This is a genomic window from Enterobacter sp. 118C5, assembly GCF_034107645.1.
GTDB classification, from domain to species: domain Bacteria; phylum Pseudomonadota; class Gammaproteobacteria; order Enterobacterales; family Enterobacteriaceae; genus Enterobacter; species Enterobacter nematophilus.
Window position 1 is genome coordinate 126,821 of the sequence record NZ_JAWNEU010000010.1, and the last position, 22,469, is coordinate 149,289.

Sequence of the window (22,469 nt, forward strand, 5' to 3'; positions counted from 1 at the left end):
ACGCTCCCCTTATCTGGCGTTCTTTGGGCTGACGTAAAGCACGCCCAGGGCGCAAATCAGTGCGCCAATAAAGACGCTCGCCAGGTAGCCCGCCACGTTGGTTGCCAGCGGCCAGCCCCAGATGGCCGGCAGCGGCAGCGTTTGCTTCACGCCGAGTGCAATGGCGACCAGCGCGCCGGCGACGGCACCGGTCATAAACACCGGGATCAGGCGTGGGTTTTTCAGGATGAACGGGATAGCGCCTTCCGAGATGCCGATAACGCCCAGCAATAGCGAGGTGCTGCCAACGGTTTTCTCTTCCCGGCTGAAGACATCCGGTAGTCCAAAGCGGCCGTTAAGGAACGCGGCAAAGCCGACGCCAATAGAGGGGATGACGATCGAGAGTTCGCGGGCGGTTAAATCAAACGTCTCGCTTATGCCATTCAGGCCGAGCGCGACCGAGCCTGCCGCCTTGTTGACCGGGCCGCCCAGGTCGAACGCGGTGCCCGCGGCAATCATCGCGGAATAGAACCCGCGTCCGGTGTCACCCGCCGAGGTAAAAAAGACCACCATCAGCTGGTTAAGCGAGCCAAAAATCGGATTGATCAAATATTCCATGACCATCACCAGCGTAATGGCGGTGATCAGCGGGACGATCAGCATGGTCTTAATGGTGGTCAGTTGCTGGCGGACGTGAATCGAATCATTGAGCCAGCGCACCAGGTAGCCCACAAAAAAGCCAATGCCGATCGCGCCGAAAAAGCCGGACGGCATAAAGCCTTCGATATCAAAGAAGCGCTTGTAGACTTCATCGGACATAATGCCGCCGATAAGCCCGGGGATCAGCGCCGGTTTGCCGGCAATGGAAAACGCCAGATACATGGCGAAAACCGGATACATGAACTTAATGGTCATAAAGCCCACTTTATCCAGCACGCTGAACGGCGAATGTTCAATGCTAATAAACTGGCCGGTAATTTTAGCCGTTGCCATCATCAGCCCGCCCATGACCACCACCGGCAGCATATAGCTGATGGCCGCCATGATATGGCCGATAAAAATCTGGTAAGCCGAACGCTGGAGTTCGTCTTCATGTACGACCGTGGTGACGTTTTTTTCCATGGCCAGCGCCTGACGCAGATAGCGATCGGTATGCTTGATCAGCTCTTGCGTACGGGTCTGAAGGTGGGGAATGTTTTCAAAGCGTTCGGCATCCTGAATGGGGACGTCGGTTGCCAGAATAATGGCCGTGGCGGAGGCGATATCCTGCTTCGTTAAGCGGTTTTTAACGCCGTCGCTGCCCTGCGTTTCAACCTTTACCTCGATATTGTGCGCTTTAGCCCATGCAATAATTTTATTCGCCGCCATAAAGGTATGTGCAATGCCCGTCGGGCAGGCCGTTACCGCGACAACTTTTTGTTTCGTCATTGTCATAATTCCCTGGATGTGAAAACAGGGAAAGTATAAAGAGAACCTAAAACAGTTTTTAACGTTTGCTAATACTAATTACGTATCGTGATACGCGTAAATGCAATGTGTGAAGCGCCTTCCAGTGACTATTTTCCTGGTATGTTAATATCATGCCGGGATTAAACAGGGTGTAATATATGAATTCATTCCAGGGAAGTGAGCGCTTGATATTTGAATACATTCAGCATCACGCGTGTAATATTTCTAATATATCGGCAAAAGAGATTGCCCGTGATACCTTTACAACGACGACATCCGTTAATCGTGTGTGTAAAAAAATGGGGTATAAAAGCTATACCGAGCTTCGGTATCGTTTTTTACGCGATCACTTTACCCCTGCGCCTGTAGTGTCCGACGCGGGTCCGCAGGCGGATGACATTGTGGCGGAGGTGTCCAGGCTGCTCACCCATTCCAGCCATATCTATCTGTACGCACGGGGCGCCTCGCTTACCAGCCTCAACTACCTGTCGCGTTTTTTATCGCTGGCGAGCCTGCCGCACCTTATTTTGAATGACATGCACCAGCTGACACGGGTATCGAAGGGGACGCTGGTGCTGATCAGTAAATCCGGGGAGACGCAGTCGCTGATAGAAATGGCGCGAAACGCGCTGCGCAAAGGCTTAAAGATTATTGCGATTACCCGCCAGGGGTCGACGCTGGCGTCGATCTCAACGCTATGCTGGCCGTTACCGATCGACATTAACGCGGTATCGCTGTATCAGCGGGAGGGCCAGCTTGAACTGTTAAGCGCCGTGGACCGTATCGGCTGCCGGCTGCTGCAGCACGATACGGTGTAGTCAGGCCGTCAGAGCTGCTTCACTATCCCCAGACGCACGGCATAATCATTTTCATGGTTACCGTCATCGTTGATATAGGTTTTATCCAGCGATACCAGCTCGACGTAAGGCGTCCAGCCATCGTCGAGCTTGTAGTTGAACGCGACGGTATGCTCCCAGTAGGTATCATCCCCGGTTCCCTGATCGACATTATCCTGCCAGCGGAAGCGCGGGTTGTAGGACATACCGAATTTTCCAATGTTGTACGCGAACCAAATATCGAACTGGTGTGACTGGCGGCGGGTGTAGCCGCTGCCGTCGAGTTCTTTGTCGCTGTGCGCGTCATTGACGGTGTTATAACGGTAACGAGCGGAGAGGTTCAGACCGTTATCGAACGCTTTCCACCCCTGAATGAAGGGGCGGTAATGGGTATTGCTGGCGGTGAAAACCGTCACCATGCCAGGCGCTACGGCGAAGCCATTGCCAAGATCGAAGCGCCAGCGCGTTTCGATCTCCTGCGCCGCCTCCGTTAACCCTTTATCGTCGGAGTTATATCGGTCGGTATCACCAAAAAAGGTGTCGTTGTGGTTTTGTGCGGCTTCAACGGAGAAGTAAAAACCGTTATTCGCCTGATGCATGACCTTAATACGAGAATCATTTACGTCTGAGCGCGTATTATGACCAAAGCGAAGGTCGACGGACGTATTTCCGCACCATCCCTGCGTGCTTAATAATAATGCGCTAATACACGTTGCTTTAATAATTGTCTTTTTCATAATGTCCTGCCGAGGTTATTTAATTGGCAGGGCTATTTTTATTTTGGGTACGCCGTGATGTAAAAGTTATCGTCGTACATTTAGCGTATCGCTAAACATAAAAAAGGAGATACAGCATGCTGTATCTCCTGACGTTTATTCCTGCACCCACCAGATGGCTTCAAACGGGCGCAAGAGCAGCGTATCGGGACGGGAGGGGACGTCCTCATAGTTGCTGAGTGCGACCTGCCATTCGCCCTGTACCGGGTCCGGCTGCCACTGCTGGCGCTCGCGGCTCAGGTTCGCCACCACCATCAGCGTCTGGCCCTGCCACCGGCGGCGATAGCACCACAGGGAAGGGTGTTCAGGGAGCAGATCGTCGTAATCCCCCCACGTCAGCACCGGCAGGGTTTTACGCAGGCTAATCAGCGACCGATAGGCGTAAAACACCGAATTCGGGTCGTCCAGCGCCGCATGGGCGTTCACGGTTTCGTAGTTATCGCAGACCCCAATCCACGGCTCGCCCTCGGTAAAGCCCGCATTGTGCGACGCGTCCCACTGCATCGGCGTGCGGCCATTGTCGCGAGATTTACTCGCCAGAATCGCCAGTAATTCATCCGGCTCGCGGCCGCTGGCGCGCAGTTCGGCGAACATGTTCAGGCTTTCCACGTCGCGGTAGTCGGTGATGCGGCTGAAGTGTGGGTTGGTCATCCCCAGCTCCTCGCCCTGATAAATATACGGCGTGCCCTGCATGCCGTGCAGCACCATGCCGAGCATCTTCGCGGCGTGAACGCGGTGTTCCCCTTCGTCGCCAAAGCGCGACACGATGCGCGGCTGGTCGTGGTTACACCAGAACAGCGCGTTCCAGGCTTTGTTGTGCATCCCCTGCTGCCAGTGGCGGAAGAGGGTTTTCAGCGCCACGAAGTCCGGCTTTGCCTTCGTCCACTTTTCGCCGCCGGGGTAGTCCACCTTGAGATGGTGGAAGTTAAAGGTCATCGACAGCTCGCGCCCGTCGAGTGACGCGTACTGCTGGCAGTTCTCCAGCGAGGTTGACGACATTTCGCCCACCGTCATCAGGTTGCGCGGGGTAAAGACGTCCCGGCTCATCTCCTGAAGATATTCGTGGATGCGCGGCCCGTCAGTGTAGAAGCGGCGACCGTCGCCAAGGGTGTCGTCCGGGAAATCCTGATCTTTAGAGATGAGGTTAATCACGTCCAGACGCAAGCCGTCCACGCCGCGATCGGCCCAGAACTCGCACACCTTTTTCAGCTCTTCGCGCACTGCCGGGTTTTCCCAGTTGAGGTCCGCCTGCTCTGGGGCGAAGAGGTGCAGATAATACTGCTCGCTCTCGGCGTGCCAGCGCCAGGCGTTGCCGCCAAACTTGGAGCGCCAGTTGTTGGGGAGCTGCTCCGGCGTGCCGTCGCGCCAGATGTAGAACTGGCGGTACGGGCTCGCTTTGTTCAGCGACTCGCGGAACCAGGCGTGCTGCGTGGAGGTGTGGTTAAACACCATATCCAGCACGATGCGAATGCCGCGTTCGTGCGCCCTGGCAACCAGCTCGTCAAAGTCATCCAGCGTGCCAAAGGTCGGGTCGATGGCGGTGTAATTCGCCACGTCGTAGCCGTTATCCACCTGCGGGGAGATATAAAACGGCGTCAGCCAGATGGCGTCGATGCCGAGGGTTTTCAGGTAATCCAGCCGCTGCGTCACGCCGCGCAGATCGCCAGTGCCGCTGCCGGTGGTGTCCTGAAAACTCTTTGGGTAAATCTGATAGATGACGCCGTTCTGCCACCAGTGAGGAAGAGTATTCATAGTGCGTTCCTGCAAATGCGAAGGGGGCGCAACTGCGCCCCGAAAGATGAAGTTAAACAATCTGCAGCGTGCCCTGACGGAACTTACGCTGGTAAACCACGGTAGTGAGCGCCATGGGGACGATAATCGCCACCGCCATCGCCAGGGCAAACACCTGCCAGAACGCGGGCTGGATGGAGAGGATGCCCGGCAGGCCGCCGACGCCAATCCCGTTCGCCATCACGCCGTTCAGACCGCACAGCAGGCCCGCCAGGCCGGAGCCGATCATCGCGCAGAGCATCGGGAAGCGGTATTTCAGGTTGATACCGTACATCGCCGGTTCGGTCACGCCGAGGTAGGCGGAAATGGCCGCCGGAACGGAGATCTCACGCTCGTTGTGCTTACGGCTGACGATGATGATGCCGGTCACCGCAGAGGCCTGCGCAATGTTAGACAGGGCGATAATCGGCCAGACCGGGGTACCGCCGAGGCTCTGGATCATCTGCATATCGATGGCCAGCGTGGTCTGGTGCACGCCGGTGATCACCAGCGGGGCATACAGGAAGCCAAACAGCGCGGCACCAATCGGGGCGAAGCTGCCGGTCATTAGATGACGCACCGCGAAGGCCACGCCGTCGCCGATCATGCGGCCAAACGGACCGATAAAGGCGTGCGCCAGGAAGACGGCGAGGATCAGCGAGCAGACCGGCACCACCACCAGGTAGAGGTAATCCGGCACGATGCGCTTCAGGCGCGTCTCAATAAAGCCCAGCGCCAGACCCGCCAGCAGGGCCGGAATGACCTGCGCCTGATAGCCCACTTTGGCGATGGTAAACAGGCCAAAGTTCCACACCTCCGGCACCTGCTGACCAAGTAAGTAAGCGTTCATTAACTGCGGAGAGACTAGCGTGACGCCCAGCACGATACCGAGAATCGGCGTACCGCCCATCTTGCGCACCGCGGACCAGCAAATCCCCACCGGGAGATAGAAGAAGATCGCTTCGCCTATCAGCCACAGGAAGTCATAGATGGTTTTCAGCGCCGGATACATCTGCGCCAGGGTTTTGCCGTCGCTCATCGGCACGTCGCCGATGACGTTACGGAAGCCTAAAATTAAGCCCCCGCTGATCAGCGCCGGCAGCAGCGGGAAGAAGATCTCCGCGAAGTGGGAAATCAGCTGCTCGTGCCACTTCATATTCTGGCGCGCTGCCCTCTTCGCCTGCTCTTTATCGGCAGAAGAGTGCCCGGTTGTCGCCAGCAGAGCCTGATAGTAATCGCCCACTTCGGTACCAATAACCACCTGGAACTGCCCGGCGTTGGTGAAGCAGCCTTTAACCATGGAAAGCTCTTCAATCGCCTTCGGATCGGCTTTGGCCGGATCGTTCAGCACGAAGCGCAGGCGGGTAATGCAATGGCTGACGGTGGCGATGTTTTCGCGGCCGCCGACCAGGACGATCAGCCGATCGATATCTGCTTGTTTGACTTTACTCATCATGAAACCTCATGACAGATGTTGAGGGGGGTAATGACCTGAGCGCAAGCCTACTCCTTCAGCGTGACGGCGAAAATGGGAACGTTCCCGAAATCGGGCGAAGATCACAATAAACAATTCAGAGGGGTTATGAGAGGCGGGCTGGAATCACGATCTGGCGCGGCTCGCTCCGCCCGTTGATCTGCTCGATCAGCTGCGCGGCGGCCTGTCTGCCGGACTCGGCGTAGCCAGGGTCAACGGTGATAATTTCCGGGTGCAGGAACTTCATCAGCGGCGTGCTGCCGACGCTTGCCACCTGCAGATTATCGACGCGCTGCTCCTGCAGATATTTGCTCGCACCCAGCGCAAGGGTATCCGTGGCACATACCAGCGCGGTGGTCTGCGGCGTCAGGACGCTGGCGACCTGCTCGTAGCCCTGCTTCATGCCCAGCCCCGGCAGGGAGGCAACGGCAGGGAGATTGTGCTTTTTGCAAAAGGCCAGATAGGCCTCGTGGCGGCGCTTGCCGGTGGTCACGTCCGCGTGCGGCACGCCCAGATAGCTGATGTGGCGGTGGCCTTCTTCGTACAGGCGCTGCATCAGGGTGATAATCGCCCCCTCATCGTCATAACAGACGGAGGCAAACCCGCTGGCATCGCGCGCCAGCAGCACCAGAGACGGCTGCCAGTGTTTCAGCATCTCCTCGTCAATGCCGGTAAAACCAAACAGCACCACGCCGTCAATGTTGCGCCGCTGGAGCATGCCCAGATGTTCTTCCACCAGCTGTGGCGAGAACTGGCTCTCCATCATGATCGGGTCATAGCCCTGCTCGTAGAAGGCAGGCAGCATGGTCTGTACGGCAAGGTTCTCTGAGAGTGAATCCAGACGCGAAACAATGATCGCGACCACTTTGTCACTCTGCCCGCGCATGGCGCGCGCGGAGCGGGAAGGGGAAAAACCGTGCTGATTCATGACCGCCTCAACGCGTTCGCGGGTGCGTTCGCTGACGCCGCTTTCGTTGTTCAGCACGCGCGACACGGTGGATTTCCCCACGCCGCTTAAACGCGCGATGTCTTTAATCGTAAGGCGGTTCTGCATGCTGTTTTCCCTGTAACAACGACAAAATGGTCAATTGAGCCTAATGCTATAGCGCGATTTCGCTATGGGCAAAGTCTGGTTTACGTACTGTTTATTTGCAGGCGCGTATAATACCGCCCGAATCGCCACAAAGGGTACGCTTAAATCCTTATACTGCGCGGCGACACCCTGTTTTTTTACTTACCGGAGGCTTTATGGATCCCGATCCCACACCTCTCCTGAACGGGAGAACACGTTCTTTCCGGTAAGCCAGCTTTTTGCTGTCTCACCGGTATGTGAGGCAGCAACGTCCTAAACGTTCCTGCTTGAAAAATTGAGTGCCTGACAGGTACGGCCTTGCCACGCCTGAAGGGAATGCTGCGTCCGCCTGGCGGATGCGGAGGAATGTCTATGTTTAAAAATATCACCCTGCAGCTGCAGGCGCTGCTGAGCCGCCACCTGCCGCACCGTCTTGTTCAGCGCGACCCGCTGCCCAATGCCAAAAACATGGCGGGGGCGGCGATCCCCGCGTCCCTGACCGAACGCTGCCTGAACGTGGCGGCGATGGATGAAAACGAAGTCTGGCGCGCCTTTGGCGGTCATCCGGAAGGGCTGAACGCGTCTGAAGTGGAAAAAATCCGCGCCGTGCACGGCGATAACCAGATCCCGGCGCAGAAGCCCTCTCCGTGGTGGGTGCACCTGTGGCTCTGCTACCGCAACCCGTTCAACCTGCTGCTGACCGTACTCGGCATTATCTCCTACGCGACGGAAGATCTGTTCGCCGCGGGCGTGATTGCCCTGATGGTGGGCATCTCCACGCTGCTGAACTTCATTCAGGAAGCCCGCTCCACCAAAGCGGCGGACGCCCTGAAGGCGATGGTCAGCAACACCGCGACCGTCTCGCGCGTGATTAACGATCTCGGCGAAAACGCCTGGGTGGAACTGCCTATTGACCAGCTGGTACCGGGCGACCTGGTGAAGCTGGCGGCGGGAGACATGATCCCGGCGGATTTACGCATCATCCAGGCGCGGGATCTGTTCGTGGCGCAGGCCTCCCTGACCGGAGAATCCCTGCCCGTTGAAAAGGTGGCGCGCAGCCGCGACCCGCAGCAGATGAACCCGCTCGAGTGCGACACCCTGTGCTTTATGGGCACCACGGTTGTGAGCGGCACCGCGCAGGCGATTGTGACCGCCACCGGGGGCAACACCTGGTTTGGACAGCTTGCCGGCCGCGTCAGCGAGCAGGAGAGCGAGCCGAACGCCTTCCAGAAAGGGATTGGCCGCGTCAGCATGCTGCTGATCCGCTTTATGATGGTGATGACGCCTATCGTGCTGCTGATCAACGGCTACACCAAGGGCGACTGGTGGGAGGCGGCGCTGTTTGCGCTCTCCGTCGCTGTCGGCCTGACGCCGGAAATGCTGCCGATGATTGTCACCTCCACGCTGGCGCGCGGGGCGGTGAAGCTCTCTAAACAGAAAGTGATCGTCAAGCACCTCGACGCCATCCAGAACTTTGGCGCGATGGACATCCTCTGCACCGACAAAACCGGCACCCTGACGCAGGATAAAATCGTGCTGGAGAACCACACCGACATCGCCGGTAAAACCAGCGAGCGCGTGCTGCACAGCGCGTGGCTGAACAGCCACTACCAGACCGGGCTGAAAAACCTGCTCGACGTGGCGGTGCTGGAAGGGGTGGACGAAGAGGCCGCCCGCACGCTCTCCGGCCGCTGGCAGAAGGTGGACGAGATCCCGTTCGACTTCGAGCGCCGCCGCATGTCGGTGGTGGTGAGCGAGCAGCCGGACGTGCACCAGCTGATCTGCAAAGGCGCGCTGCAGGAGATCCTGAACGTCTCCACGCAGGTGCGCTATAACGGTGAGATCGTCCCGCTGGATGGGACCATGCTGCGCCGCATCAAGCGCGTCACCGACAACCTGAACCGCCAGGGGCTGCGCGTGGTGGCGGTGGCGAGCAAGTTTCTGCCCGCGCGCGAGGGGGACTATCAGCGTATCGACGAATCCGATCTGATCCTTGAGGGTTACATCGCATTCCTCGATCCGCCGAAAGAGACCACCGCGCCGGCGCTGAAGGCGCTGAAGGCGAGCGGTATTACCGTCAAAATTCTCACCGGCGACAGCGAGCTGGTGGCCGCCAAAGTGTGTCACGAAGTGGGGCTGGACGCGGGCGACGTGGTGGTGGGGAGCGACATTGAGCACCTCACCGACGACGAACTGGCGCAGCTTGCCCAGCGCACGACGCTGTTTGCCCGCCTGACGCCGATGCACAAAGAGCGCATCGTCACCCTGCTGCGTCGCGAAGGGCACGTGGTCGGCTTTATGGGGGACGGCATCAACGACGCGCCCGCGCTGCGTGCGGCAGATATCGGAATCTCAGTGGACGGCGCGGTGGATATCGCCCGTGAAGCGGCGGATATCATCCTGCTGGAAAAGAGCCTGATGGTGCTGGAGGAGGGCGTCATCGAAGGGCGTCGCACCTTCGCCAACATGCTCAAGTACATCAAAATGACCGCCAGCTCCAACTTCGGTAACGTCTTCAGCGTGCTGGTGGCGAGCGCCTTCCTGCCGTTCCTGCCGATGCTGCCGCTGCATCTGCTGATCCAGAACCTGATGTACGACGTGTCTCAGGTGGCGATTCCGTTTGATAACGTGGACGACGAGCAGATCCAGAAGCCGCAGCGCTGGAACCCCGCCGATCTGGGGCGCTTCATGCTGTTCTTTGGGCCGATCAGCTCTATCTTCGACATCCTGACCTTCTGCCTGATGTGGTTTGTGTTCCACGCCAACACCCCGGAACACCAGACGCTGTTCCAGTCCGGCTGGTTCGTGGTAGGCCTGCTGTCGCAGACGCTGATTGTGCATATGATCCGCACGCGCCGCATTCCGTTCATCCAGAGCCGCGCCGCCTGGCCGCTGATTGTAATGACGGGCATTGTGATGGCGCTGGGCATCGCGCTGCCGTTCTCACCGCTGGCAGGTTATCTGCAGCTGCAGGCGCTGCCGCTGAGCTACTTCCCGTGGCTGGTGGCGATCCTCGCGGGCTACATGGTGCTGACGCAGATGGTGAAAGGCATTTATGCGCGTCGGTATGGTTGGCAGTGAGTTTTTCACCCTCTCCCCTTTGGGGAGAGGGCGGGGTGAGGGGCCTGGCTTTCCTCTCAAATTCAACAACCTGTGATCTCCGTCGGCGCATTCGCTTGACGACAAATTGAGCGCATGTTAACAGAATGTTTTGCCTTTATACCCTAAATAATTCGAGTTGCATGAAGGCGGCAAGGGAGTGAATCCCCGGGAGCTTACATAAGTAAGTGACCGGGGTGAACGAGTGCAGCCAACGCACAGGCAACTTGAAGTATGACGGGTATATTTTGCCCGTCAGATAAGGAACATTCATGTTACGGTACAGTCTCTTAACCGCCGGGCTGATGCTCGGCGCCTCTGCCTTTGCCGCCCCGGCAGGCGATCTCCCCTTAATGCCCTGGCCCGCGAAGGTTGAACGCCCGACAACCCAGGGCGCGCTGGTGCTCAGCAACAACGTATCCATTAGCGTCAGCGGGGACGATCTCGGTGAGGCCGTCAACCGCCTGCGCCAGCGCATCGCCCTGCAAACCGGCTGGACGCTTCAGCCGCAGGTCGACAAGCCTGAAAAGCCGACCATCCGCATCGCCATTGCTAAAAAAGTGAAGCCGCAGCCGCTGCCGGACAGCGATGAAAGCTACAAGCTCACGGTGGATGCCAACGGCGTAAACATCTCCGCCAACACCCGCTTTGGCGCGCTGCGCGGCATGGAAACGCTGCTCCAGCTGATGCAGAACGGCGCGGAAAACACCTCGCTGCCGTGGGTCACCATTGAAGATTCCCCGCGCTTCCCGTGGCGCGGGCTGCTGCTCGACTCGGCGCGCCACTTTATTCCGCTGCCGGATATCAAGCGCCAGATCGACGGCATGGCCGCGGCAAAGCTCAACGTCCTGCACTGGCACCTGACCGACGATCAGGGCTGGCGCTTCAGCTCAAAGCGCTACCCTAAGCTGACGCAGCTCGCCAGCGACGGGCTGTTCTACACGCCTGAACAGATGCGCGAGGTGGTGCGCTACGCCACCGAGCGCGGTATTCGCGTGGTGCCGGAGATCGACATGCCGGGCCACGCCTCGGCGATTGCAGTGGCCTACCCGGAGCTGATGAGCGCGCCGGGGCCGTACGGCATGGAGCGCAGCTGGGGCGTGCTGAAGCCGGTGCTTGATCCGACAAAAGAGGCAACCTACGCCTTTGCTGACGCGATGGTCAGCGAACTGGCGGCGATCTTCCCGGATCCGTATCTGCATATCGGCGGTGATGAGGTGGACGACAGCCAGTGGAAAGCGAACCCGGCGATCCAGAACTTCATGCGCGACAACAGGCTGGCGGACAGCCACGCGCTGCAGGCGTATTTCAACCGCAAGCTGGAGACGATCCTTGAGAAACACCACCGGCAGATGGTCGGCTGGGACGAGATCTACCATCCCGACCTGCCGAAAAGCATCCTGATCCAGTCCTGGCAGGGGCAGGACGCGCTGGGGCAGGTGGCGCAGAACGGCTACAAAGGCATTCTCTCGACGGGCTTCTATCTCGACCAGCCTCAGTCCACCGCCTATCACTACCGCAATGAAATTGTGCCGCAGGGCTTAAACGGCGTGGATGTAATAGCGGACACCGACAGCGCCCAGAGCTGGACCTTCTCCATGCCGCGCCTGAAGGGCAAGCCGGTAGAGGGCAGCTTTACGCTGGTAAAAGGGGATGCCGGCTGGCGCGGATTTATTGATTTCGCCGGGAAATCCCGCCGCGCGGTGGAAAATATACAGTGGCGCGACGACAACCAGGTCACCTTCACCGTCGACACCTGGATGGGCGAAACGCGCCCGGTGGTCAACGTTGATAACGACAAACTCACCGGCTATTTCCTGGTGGGGAACACCCGCTACCCGATTAACGGCGCGCGTCTGGACGACGTGCCGAAAGGCACCCCTCCGGTCGTGCCGGACGTGGCGAATCAGGCCAACCTGCTCGGCGGCGAAGCCGCGCTGTGGGCGGAAAACGTGGTCGCGCCGGTGCTGGATATCCGCCTGTGGCCGCGCGCCTTTGCGGTGGCGGAGCGGCTGTGGTCCGCGCAGGACGTTAACGATGTCGATAACATGTATACTCGCCTGCAGGCGATGGACAGCTGGTCGACGGTGTCCGTCGGGCTACAGCAGCATACCCAGCAGCAGGTGCAGTTCACGCGCCTCGCGAACAGCGCCGACACCCTGCCGCTGCAAATTCTCGCCCAGGCGCTTGAGCCGGCCCAGTATTACACCCGCCAGCACCTGAAGTTCCAGGCCGGAAACTACCATCAGTTTGAGCCGCTTAACCGCCTTGCGGATGCGCTGAACGCCGAAAGCGCCACCGTGCGCCAGATGCAAAAATGGGCCGATCGTCTGGTGAGCGACGCGGAAGACACGGAAAGCGCCGACGCCCTGCGCCACGTCTTTAACCGCTGGCAGAGCAATACCAGCGACGCGCTGGCGCTAAGCGGAAACAGCTATCAGCTGAAGGCCATTAAACCGGTGATTCAGGAAGTCGACAAGCTTTCGTCGATTGGCCTGCGGCTCACCGACTTGGTGGCGCGTCAGGGCACGCTGGATGACAAAGAGATCGCCTCGATCCAGAGCGAGCTGGATAACGCGGCGAAGGTGCAGGACGAGGTGGTGATTGCGGCGGTGTATCCGCTGGAGACGCTGCTGAGGGCGACGCGGAATCAGTAGCCCCTCTCCCTAACCCTCTCCCCAAAGGGGAGAGGGAACCGATCGAGCCCCTCGCCCCTATGGGGAGAGGGGTTGGGGTGAGGGGACTAGTTCTTCAGAACCCACGCCTCTTTCCAGTGTGCGCCAACGCCCGGCTCAAACTGGGTTGCAAACTGGCTCCACTGCACGCAGTAGCCGCTGTACGGGAAAGGCTTACACTCGTAGGTCTTACCGTCTTTAGGCTGTAACACTACGGTGCCCGCTTTGTACGACGCGATGCTGTCCGGGAAGATATAGTCATGCTGACCGGTGCCGTCTGCGGCGGCATCGCCTTCCAGCATCAGGTTCAGCACGTCCTGGGCGAACAGCGTGCCGTCTTTATTGGTCGCGTAGTATTTCAGCATGTGGTGGCCCGGCGTCACGTCATTCAGGGTCATGGTCACGTCCTGGTTGGCGTTGTTCATGTCCTGCTTCAGGTAGCCTTTTTCCGCACCGCTGTGGTTCATCACGTGCGCTTCAAGGTTCACGTCGCCTTTGGTGTTCACGTGGAAGGTGACGGTTGCCTTGCCGTTCTCGATTTTGCCGTACTGCAGGTTAGAAACGGCGATAGTTTCATGCACTTCCGCTTTCTGCTCTTCGTACGAGATCGCAACGGACCGCAGGGCGCTGCCGTCTTTGACGAAGACGCTGTTCGCCCCGTGGATCGGGCTGATTTCACCCGCTTCATCCTTCACGCCGACGCGGACGTCGCTGTGCGCGGCGTTGATCTTCTGCGCCAGATCGTATGACCACTGGTTCGCATCCCCCTGGGCAGCAGAACTAATGGTCATCTCGGTGCGCATGGCGGCAACTTCGCCGTTGGCATTGAAGAAGCGTGCGATGACTTTATCGCCTGCGTTCAGGTTATTCCCGGCAATCTGTCCGCTCAGCGTTTTGCTCCACTCGGACACCGCCGCAGGCGTGTCGTCCGGGGTTACGTTACCGCCGTTACCGAAATCAACGTCAATGGCCTGATAGAAACTGTTTGCGGTATCCGCAATTTCCCACACGCCATAAATTACCTGATAGCCCGTACGCTCGGGCACGTTACAGGTCATGGATTTTGTCATCGCCGGTGCCTGACCGTTCCCGTTAATGGTACAGAACGGGGTTAATTCAAACTGGTCGCGGGTCAGGGGCTTATTTGGGTCCCAGTTTTGTTTGGTGATGTAATAACGCCAGTTGGTGGTTTTATGCGGCGCGGTATGGTGCCAGACAAATTCATGCGGGCCTGCCGTCATGGGGCTTTTGGTCCAGGCGTTCAGGCTCTGCTTATCAAGCTGGGAGTAGTTGGCAATGCCTGCGCTGGCGAGCTGGCCGTCAGGGGGCATTGCGCCGGTCGGGAATCCGGAAGCTTTTTCTACGCTCTGCGGTTCGTACTGAACGGAGCCGCAGTCAATATTCTGGCCGAGCTTACACATATAGGCGCGGCTGGCGGGGGATTCAATATATCCGTGTGCAAGCGCTGAAGACGCAGCCGTTAATGTGGCAACGGCCAGCGCAATTTTAGAGAGTTTCATTCTTCGTCCATTAATTAGAATATAACAAGGCAGCGCCAGTCTATTAATGGAGTAGGGGAAGCGTCATTTCCTGGAGAGAGTAAAAATGGTCGAAATAAAAAAGGCAGCCTCAGCTGCCCTCTGTAAATTGAAATGAATTAACGACGTACGGCAATCGCTTCAATTTCAATTTTCACGTCTTTTGGCAGACGGGCCACTTCAACACAGGAGCGCGCCGGGAAGGAAGCGTTGTGCTCTGTGAAGAAGGCTTCGTAAGTGGCGTTAACGGTCGCGAAGTCATTCAGATCTTTCACGAAAACGGTCGTTTTCACGATATCGCCCACTTTCAGACCGGCAGATTCAACGATCGCCTGCACGTTTTCCAGCGACTGACGCGCCTGCGCCGCTACGTCGGCTGGCACTTCACCGGTTTTTGGGTTCACCGGGATCTGGCCAGAGGTGATGATCATGCTGCCCAGATCGACGCCCTGAACGTAAGGGCCGATAGCCGCTGGTGCACTTTCCGTCGCGAGTACTTTGGTCATGATTTCTCCAGAATAACAGCTGATTAAATGTTCCCGGCCATTATAGGGAGGCCGGGATCCTTTACCAACCTCAATTAGTTGGCCAGCACCACATAATGAGAAAACTCTTTTTCGCAGTATTTGCATTTGAGCGCGATGTCATCGGCGCGTTTTTTCACTGCAAAACTGGAGGAAACCGGCTCAGCATGACTGATGCAGTTGCTGTTCGGGCAGACCAGCACGCTTTCGATGCGATCCGGCAGGCTCGGGCGAGATTTACCCACCACGTCGTAATCGTCGATGCGGTTAACGGTGGCCTCCGGCGCGTACAGCGACAGCTGGTTGACCTGCTCGTCGGTCAGGAAGGTGTTCTCGATCTTAATCAGATCTTTGCGGCCCATTTCGCCGGACGGCAGGTTCAGGCCGATGGTGATGCGCTGGTCGGTTTCGGTCAGTTTGAACAGCGTCAGTAGCTTAAAGCCGATCTGCGCAGGGATGTGGTCAATCACGGTGCCACGCTTGATGGCTTCAACCTGGAGTTTGTTATCGTGTGTCATTGTCGTTTCCCCTTACAGTGCCAATTCGCGATTCAGAACCAGTGCCAGTAACGCCTGGCGGGCGAAGATGCCGTTTCCGGCCTGCTGGAAGTACCAGGCGTGCGGCGTTTTGTCCACGTCGGTTGCGATCTCATCGATGCGCGGCAGCGGGTGCAGGACCTTCATGTTGTCGCGCGCGCCCTCGAGGTCGCTGGCGCGCAGGACAAACTGCGCCTTCACGTTGGCGTACTCGGACGGGTCCAGACGCTCCTTCTGCACGCGGGTCATGTAGAGAATATCCACGTTGCCCACCACCTCTTCGATGCTGGCGTGCAGGCTCCACTGAATGCCTTTTTCGTCCAGCATGTCGAGAATGTACTGCGGCATCGCCAGCGCGTCCGGGGCGATGAAGAAGAAGCGGTTGCCGTTAAATTTCGCCAGCGCCTGGGTCAGGGAGTGGACGGTGCGGCCATACTTCAGGTCGCCGACCATGGCGATGTTCAGGTTCTCAAGCGTGCCCTGGGTCTCCTGAATGGTGAACAGATCCAGCAGGGTCTGCGTCGGATGCTGGTTGGCACCGTCCCCGGCGTTCAGCACCGGAACGCCGCCGGAAAACTCGGTCGCCAGACGCGCCGCGCCCTCCTGCGGGTGGCGCATCACAATCGCGTCTACGTAGGTGCCGATCACTGAAATGGTATCCGCCAGGGTCTCGCCTTTTTTGCCCAGCGACGTGTTGCTGCTGTCCGAGAAGCCTACCACGCTCGCGCCCAGGCGGTGCATGGAGGTTTCAAAGGAGAGGCGCGTGCGGGTCGAGGCCTCAAAGAAGCAGCTCGCAATCACCTTGTGCTTCAGCAGCTCCGGTTGCGGATTGGCCTTCAGTTTTGCCGCGGTTTCCAGAACCAGTTCCAGCTCTTCGCGGCTGAGGTCGTTTATGGAAATGATGTGTTTTTGATAAAGCGGATTCATGTTTATCTCCTGACGCCGGGCAAAAAAAAGCCCCTCAAATGAGGGGCTCTGGGAATAGGTTTAGAAACGGGAAGAAAAACGGCAGGCCAGCGTCTGATTTCAGACGCGGTAAGACGTTATGTCGTACACGCTTGACCATGCTTCCTCCCGGCAAATTGTCGGGCATTATACGCAGCTCGCTTTGCGGATCAAGCGATTTAATGCACGCTTTACTCAATGCAAACGGTTCTTTATGAATATTAATGCGTTCTGAGTAAATAATTAATTTGCTTGTGCACCAGCGCGGTGCGCTTCACGACCCGAGGGGCGACCCAGACGATACTGCTTCCGGCCACCACGCCTAAAATTTCCGGTAACTGGTGATAATCCAGAATACGCGCCACCGCGCGGCCATATCCGGCGACGGTATGGATAAGGATAAATTCGCTATTATGCTCCACGCTCACCACCATTTCGGAGACGGTGCGCGCGGCGTCGGGGGCAGGGCGCAGCTGGGGATTCAGCGAATAAATCTTTAGCCCTTTGGCATTTCGAATTTTTATGACACCGAGCAGCTTGAGCAGACGTGAAACGGTGGACTGGCTGATGGTCTCAAAACCCCGCTCCTGCAGGTCGCGGCGGATCTCCTCCTGAGAGAGATAGCTCTTTTCCGCGATCAGACGCTGGCAGACCGTTAGCTGTAGTTGCTCTTTGGGAGAGTACTCTTCGTAATCCATCATAGTTCCCATATCAGTTCCCGAAATAACCGGTGGCACTGCACCGATCCGTAGGCCGGATAAGCGCAGCGCCATCCGGCAAATCACAACACGGCGCCCAGGCTTAACGCCACCATAATCACCACCGTTAATATCCCCAGCAGCGGCGCCACCCATTTCAGATAACGCACGTAGGGCACGCGGGCAATAGCCAGCCCGCCCATCACAACGGCAGAGGTGGGAGTAACAAGGTTAACGATACCGGACGCCGACTGGTAAGCCGTAACCACCAGGTCGCGGTTGACGTTAGCGAAATCGGCAAGCGGCGCCATGATCGGCATCGTCAGAACGGCCAGGCCGGACGAAGATGGCACAAGAAACGACAGCACCACCTCCAGCCAGTACATCACGTTGATAAACGCCACCGTCGACAACCCGGTGACCATCCCCTCGGCGCTGTGCAAAATGGTGTGGGTAATCATGCCCTTATCCATGATCACTACGATACCGCGCGCGATGCCGATAATCAGCGCGACGCCCAGCAAATCTCGCGCGCCGTTGATAAAGGTTGAGGTCAGCTCCTCTTCGCTCATCCGCGCAATCAGCCCGACGATAATGGCGCTGGCGAGGAACACCGCCGAGATCTCCGCCATCCACCAGCCCAGCACCGCCACGCCGTAGATCATCACCGCGAAGGCGAGGGCGAAAATCACCAGGATAATTTTGCGCACCGGGGTAAATTCCAGCGACTGTTCGCCCTTGTTGCCGAGGAAGTGGGCGAGGTTCTCCTCCTGCTTATCCGCCACGATCGACAGCGACGGATCCTTGCGCACCTTGCGGGCGTAGCGCATCACCCACGCCACGCAGATGATCCAGCCAATCACCAGCAGCGCGATGCGCAGCATAATGCCGTTGGTGAACGGGATCCCGGCGGCGTTGGCGGCGATCACCGTGGCGAACGGGTTAATAGTCGAGCCGAGGGTGCCGATCCCCGCCCCGAGCAGCACGGTAGAAGCCGCAACGACCGGATCGAACCGCGCCGCCAGCATCACCGGCACCAGCAGGGTGTAGAAGGGCAGCGACTCTTCGGCCATGCCGTAAATCGTGCCGCCTGCGGCAAACAGCGCCATCAGGATCGGGATCATCCACTCTTCGCGCCCGCGCAGCTTAGTGGTGACGCGTTCGATCCCGGCGTCAATCGCTCCGGTTTTGGTGACGATCCCGAGGAATCCCCCGATGATCAGGATAAACAGCGCGACGTCGATCGCCCCGGCCTGGCCGGATTCCGGATCGTATAGCCCGGCAATCGGCGCCATCAGCACCGACACCAGCCCCTGCGGATGTGCCGCCACGTGCGCGTAGGTGCCGGCAACCGGCACGTCCTTGCCGAGCGCCTCGTTCATCGCCATGTGGTACTGTCCGGCCGGAACAATCCACGTCAGCACGGCGACCACGGCAATCAGAAAAAAGAGAATGGTGTAAGCGGAGGGAAACTTGAACTTGCCCATGATGTTCTCCTGAAACCCGGCGCACCCCGCGGCGCGCCGGGCGGTGATTAGTCGCCGAGTGTCGCCACCATGACCGCTTTAATGGTGTGCATGCGATTCTCTGCTTCGTCGAAGACGATTGAATTCGGTGATTCAAAGACCTCTTCCGTCACCTCCAGCCCCTTCAGCCCGTACGCCATTTCGATCTCGCGGCCCACTTTGGTGTGTTCGTTGTGGAACGCGGGCAGGCAGTGCATAAACTTGACGTTCGGGTTGCCGGTGGCCTTCATCACGTCCGCGTTGATCTGATACGGCTTCATCAGGCTGACGCGCTCGGCCCAGGCCTCCTTCGGCTCGCCCATGGAGACCCACACGTCGGTGTAGAGGAAATCGGCCCCCTGCACGCCTTCTTCCACGTCGTCGGTGAGGGTGATGCGCGCGCCCGTCTCTTTGGCGATGGCGCGGCACTGCTCAACCAGCCCGGCCTCCGGCCAGAAGGATTTCGGCGCCACGAGGCGGATATCCATCCCCATCTTGGCCGCGCCGACCATTAGGGAGTTGCCCATGTTGTTCCGCGCGTCGCCGAGGTAGGCAAAGCTCAGCTCCGGCAGGGTTTTGCCCGGCGCGTGCTCCAGCATGGTCATCAGGTCAGCGAGGATCTGCGTCGGGTGGAACTCGTCGGTCAGGCCGTTCCACACCGGCACGCCCGCGTACTCGCCCAGCTCCTCAACGATGGCCTGGCCGTAGCCGCGGTATTCGATGCCGTCATACATGCGGCCCAGCACGCGGGCGGTGTCCTTCATCGACTCTTTGTGGCCGATCTGCGAGCCGCTTGGGCCGAGGTAGGTCACCTGCGCGCCCTGGTCAAACGCGCCCACCTCGAAGGCGCAGCGGGTGCGGGTGGAGGTTTTTTCAAAGATCAGGGCGATGTTTTTCCCGACCAGGGTTTGCTTTTCGCGCCCGGCTTTTTTGGCGGCCTTTAGCTCGATGGCGAGGTCGATCAGGTACTGGATCTCCGCCGGGGTGTAGTCCAGCAGTTTCAGGAAGTTGCGGTTTTTCAGGTTGATGGTCATGGGTAAATCCTTTTGAAAAATTATAAAGACCTTCCCCTCACCCCGGCCCTCTCCCCAAAGGGGAGAGGGTGTAATCGTCCCCTCTCCCCTTTGGGGAGAGGGTTAGGGTGAGGGGGGGGAGTTCTCAGTTACGAATCAACGTGCCTTTCTCGCCAGCCAGGATCTCCGCGCCGTCATTCAGCGCGCCGATCCCGGCAATGCCGCCGCAGGCCTCAACAAACTCGCGGCAGGCGGCCACTTTCGGCCCCATCGATCCGGCGTCGAACGCCATGCCCCTGAGCAGCTCCGGCGTCACCTGCGCCAGCGGGCGCTGGGTCGGCTTGCCCCAGTCGAGGTACACCGCGTCGGCATCGGTCAGGATCAGCAGGGCATCGGCCTCTATCTGGCGCGCCAGCAGGGCGGCGGAGAGGTCTTTGTCGATCACCGCCTCAATACCGCGATAGCCGTTGGCGTTCTCCACTACCGGCACGCCGCCGCCGCCGTTGCAGATCACCAGGTGGTCGCGCTGGATCAGCGCCGTGATGGCGTCGCTCTCGACGATGCGCTTCGGCTGCGGCGACGGCACCACGCGGCGGAAATAGCTCCCGTCAGCCTTGAACACCCAGCCTTTTTCCGCGGCCAGCGCTTTTGCCTGCGCTTCGCTATAGACCGGGCCGATGTACTTGGTCGGGTTGCTGAAGGCCGGGTCGGCGGCTTCCACCTCCACCTGCGTGAGCAGAACGCTCACCTCGCGCTGCGGCAGGTTGTTTTTCAGCGCCTGCTGGAGCATGTAGCCGATCATCCCCTGGCTTTCGGCGCCGAGAACGTCCAGCGGGTAGGGGGTGACTTTGTCGTAGGCGCTGTTCTGCAATGCCAGCAGCCCGACCTGCGGGCCGTTGCCGTGCACCAGCACCACGCGCCACTGCTCCGTTAACCCGGCGATGGTGCGGGCGGCCTGCTCGATGTTCTGGCGCTGGATCTCCGCTTCCAGCGGCTCGCCGCGCTTGAGCAGCGCGTTGCCGCCCAGGGCCACAACCAGAGTGGGTTTTCGTTCCATGATGGCTCCTTTAAATTCCGTCGCGTTCCAGCGGGCAGCTCATGCAGCGCGCGCCGCCGCGGCCGCGCCCGAGCTCATCACCGGGGATGGGCAGCACGGTGATGCCCGCTTTGTCGTACTTCTCGTTGGTCCAGACGTTGCGCTCGTAGCCAATCACCACGCCCGGGCGGATGGTCAGGACGTTGTTGGCGTCGTTCCACTGCTCGCGTTCGGCTTCAAAGGCGTCGCCGCCGGTGGTGATCAGGCGCACCTGGTTAATGCCGAGCGCTTTCTCGATGGCGTGCAGCAGGTCGGTTTCCTGCGTGCGCAGCAGGCCGCCGCGTCCGTCCGGGGTGAGCGTCCAGCACTGGGCGTCTTTGCGGACCACTTCCGGATAGACGGAGAAGGTGTCCACGTCGATGTGGGTCATGACGGTGTCGAGGTGCATGCAGGAGCGGTGTTTGGGCAGCTCAACGGCAATCACGCGCTCGGCCTGGCGGTGTTTGAACAGGCTGTTGGCGAGGAACTCCACGCCCTGCGGGGTCGTGCGCTCGGACATGCCGATCAGCACCGCGCCGCGGCCAATCACTAGTACGTCGCCGCCTTCTAAGGTGGCGTGGTCGTAATTAATATTCTCGTCGCCGAAATATTTAATAAAATCGCCGTCGGCAAACGCCGGGTGCCAGCGATATATTGCTCGCAGGTTATTGGTTTCACGCTGGCGGGCCGGTTTGGCCATTGGGTTAATCGAGACGCCGTTATAAATCCAGCAGGAGGTATCGCGGGTAAATAAATGGTTCGGCAGCGGCTTCATAATAAAATCATTCGCCGTGTGGGTATCGACCACCATATTTTTAATCGCCGCCGGAATTTCGCCGTAGGTTAATCCGCCGCTCAGCCTGCGCGCCAGTTCGCGGTGCGGCATATCCGCCAGCCAGCCGCGCACGTCGCCGGCAAAGGTTGGGCCGAGGCGATAGTCAGAGATTTGCGTTTCAAGAAGCCAGGATTTTGCCTCTGCGATATCAAGGGTTTGTGTCAGGAGGTCGGTCAACAGCAGGACTTCCACACCCTGCTCGCGCAGCGTGTTTGCGAAGATGTCATGCTCCTCACCCGCCCGTTCAACGGAGAGCACGTCATCAAATAACAGCTCCTGACAGTTTGACGGGGTTAAACGTTTCAGACTTAAATTTGGGCGGTGCAGCATAACGCTACGCAATTGACCAATTTCAGAACCGACGTAATGCTTTTCCATAATTATTCCTTTAACTTTTTTCAGAATAAAAAGGGCATGCGCCATGCGTTGTGTTTAATTACATGGCGGCTAAGCTCAATTGATTTCGAGATTTATACTAGGCAGTTAAATAATCCGTAATGTGATATTGCTCACGCGAAAAAGGATATTAAAAGGTTTGTTTTCATTTGCATGATTCGCATCAGATAATGATTAATTTCATATTATTGGGAGATGAATAGCTAAGCAGGATCCGGTGGCATTATTTGAGGTTGTTATTGTTTTGTAGAATTACACATTTTGTAATTAATAG

At 58.5% G+C, this 22,469-nt stretch carries 18 protein-coding genes and 1 pseudogene; 4 read left to right on the forward strand and 15 right to left on the reverse strand.

The window, feature by feature from the left end:
* Window positions 1-9: 9 nt before the first annotated feature.
* Complete coding sequence (locus UTO39_RS16700) at window positions 10-1,407, reverse strand: fructose-specific PTS transporter subunit EIIC (RefSeq protein ID WP_320727610.1); 1,398 nt, start codon at window positions 1,405-1,407, stop codon at window positions 10-12.
* 179 nt (window positions 1,408-1,586) lie between these two features.
* On the opposite strand from UTO39_RS16700, the gene UTO39_RS16705 reads away from it, so the two are divergent.
* Window positions 1,587-2,246 (forward strand): MurR/RpiR family transcriptional regulator, encoded by a 660-nt coding sequence (locus tag UTO39_RS16705; protein WP_061099424.1) that lies wholly within the window; start codon window positions 1,587-1,589, stop codon window positions 2,244-2,246.
* 8 nt (window positions 2,247-2,254) lie between these two features.
* Here UTO39_RS16705 and UTO39_RS16710 read toward each other — a convergent pair whose 3' ends face one another.
* The 4 genes from UTO39_RS16710 to treR form a co-directional block, all read right to left on the reverse strand.
* Entirely contained in the window at window positions 2,255-3,001 is a 747-nt protein-coding gene (locus UTO39_RS16710; protein WP_061099423.1) for an oligogalacturonate-specific porin KdgM family protein, read from the reverse strand.
* Window positions 3,002-3,136: 135 nt separating this feature from the next.
* Complete coding sequence (treC, locus tag UTO39_RS16715) at window positions 3,137-4,792, reverse strand: alpha,alpha-phosphotrehalase (protein WP_320727611.1); 1,656 nt, start codon at window positions 4,790-4,792, stop codon at window positions 3,137-3,139.
* A gap of 52 nt (window positions 4,793-4,844) precedes the next feature.
* A complete protein-coding gene (treB, locus tag UTO39_RS16720) occupies window positions 4,845-6,263 on the reverse strand; it encodes a PTS trehalose transporter subunit IIBC (protein ID WP_266179852.1) in 1,419 nt (472 codons plus the stop codon).
* Between the two features lie 127 nt (window positions 6,264-6,390).
* Window positions 6,391-7,338: a trehalose operon repressor TreR gene (gene treR / locus UTO39_RS16725; protein WP_320727612.1), complete on the reverse strand. Its 948-nt coding sequence runs from the start codon at window positions 7,336-7,338 to the stop codon at window positions 6,391-6,393.
* Between the two features lie 390 nt (window positions 7,339-7,728).
* Here treR and mgtA point away from each other — a divergent pair, with 390 nt between their 5' ends.
* Together mgtA and UTO39_RS16735 are read left to right on the forward strand one after the other, a co-directional pair.
* Window positions 7,729-10,437, forward strand: a complete 2,709-nt coding sequence (mgtA, locus tag UTO39_RS16730; RefSeq protein ID WP_320727613.1) for a magnesium-translocating P-type ATPase — start codon at window positions 7,729-7,731, stop codon at window positions 10,435-10,437.
* A gap of 290 nt (window positions 10,438-10,727) precedes the next feature.
* Window positions 10,728-13,112 (forward strand): family 20 glycosylhydrolase, encoded by a 2,385-nt coding sequence (locus UTO39_RS16735; protein WP_320727614.1) that lies wholly within the window; start codon window positions 10,728-10,730, stop codon window positions 13,110-13,112.
* Between the two features lie 86 nt (window positions 13,113-13,198).
* Here UTO39_RS16735 and gbpA read toward each other — a convergent pair whose 3' ends face one another.
* The 5 genes from gbpA to UTO39_RS16760 all read right to left on the reverse strand — a co-directional run bounded on the left by gbpA (window position 13,199) and on the right by UTO39_RS16760 (window position 16,794).
* On the reverse strand, window positions 13,199-14,650 hold the full coding sequence (gene gbpA, locus UTO39_RS16740; RefSeq protein ID WP_320727615.1) for an N-acetylglucosamine-binding protein GbpA: 1,452 nt from the start codon (window positions 14,648-14,650) through the stop codon (window positions 13,199-13,201).
* A gap of 137 nt (window positions 14,651-14,787) precedes the next feature.
* On the reverse strand, window positions 14,788-15,174 hold the full coding sequence (gene ridA, locus UTO39_RS16745; protein ID WP_061099418.1) for a 2-iminobutanoate/2-iminopropanoate deaminase: 387 nt from the start codon (window positions 15,172-15,174) through the stop codon (window positions 14,788-14,790).
* Window positions 15,175-15,248: 74 nt separating this feature from the next.
* Window positions 15,249-15,710, reverse strand: coding sequence for an aspartate carbamoyltransferase regulatory subunit (pyrI, locus tag UTO39_RS16750; protein ID WP_320727616.1), 462 nt, complete (start codon window positions 15,708-15,710; stop codon window positions 15,249-15,251).
* Window positions 15,711-15,722: 12 nt separating this feature from the next.
* Window positions 15,723-16,655 (reverse strand): aspartate carbamoyltransferase, encoded by a 933-nt coding sequence (pyrB, locus tag UTO39_RS16755; protein WP_061099416.1) that lies wholly within the window; start codon window positions 16,653-16,655, stop codon window positions 15,723-15,725.
* Window positions 16,656-16,689: 34 nt separating this feature from the next.
* A complete protein-coding gene (locus UTO39_RS16760) occupies window positions 16,690-16,794 on the reverse strand; it encodes a pyrBI operon leader peptide (RefSeq protein ID WP_320727617.1) in 105 nt (34 codons plus the stop codon).
* On the opposite strand from UTO39_RS16760, the pseudogene UTO39_RS16765 reads away from it, so the two are divergent.
* Window positions 16,774-16,891, forward strand: a pseudogene (locus tag UTO39_RS16765) (hypothetical protein). The gene UTO39_RS16760 and the pseudogene UTO39_RS16765 overlap by 21 nt on opposite strands.
* Window positions 16,892-16,894: 3 nt before the next feature.
* On the opposite strand, the gene UTO39_RS16770 reads toward UTO39_RS16765, so the two are convergent.
* From UTO39_RS16770 to arcA, 5 genes are all read right to left on the reverse strand, one after another.
* Window positions 16,895-17,374 (reverse strand): arginine repressor, encoded by a 480-nt coding sequence (locus UTO39_RS16770; protein WP_003863366.1) that lies wholly within the window; start codon window positions 17,372-17,374, stop codon window positions 16,895-16,897.
* Between the two features lie 80 nt (window positions 17,375-17,454).
* Complete coding sequence (locus UTO39_RS16775; RefSeq protein WP_151413573.1) at window positions 17,455-18,858, reverse strand: YfcC family protein; 1,404 nt, start codon at window positions 18,856-18,858, stop codon at window positions 17,455-17,457.
* A 47-nt stretch (window positions 18,859-18,905) separates the two neighbouring features.
* Window positions 18,906-19,910: an ornithine carbamoyltransferase gene (argF, locus tag UTO39_RS16780; protein WP_151413574.1), complete on the reverse strand. Its 1,005-nt coding sequence runs from the start codon at window positions 19,908-19,910 to the stop codon at window positions 18,906-18,908.
* Between the two features lie 124 nt (window positions 19,911-20,034).
* Entirely contained in the window at window positions 20,035-20,946 is a 912-nt protein-coding gene (locus UTO39_RS16785) for a carbamate kinase (RefSeq protein ID WP_320727618.1), read from the reverse strand.
* Between the two features lie 10 nt (window positions 20,947-20,956).
* On the reverse strand, window positions 20,957-22,177 hold the full coding sequence (gene arcA, locus UTO39_RS16790; RefSeq protein ID WP_061099412.1) for an arginine deiminase: 1,221 nt from the start codon (window positions 22,175-22,177) through the stop codon (window positions 20,957-20,959).
* Window positions 22,178-22,469 lie beyond the last annotated feature (292 nt).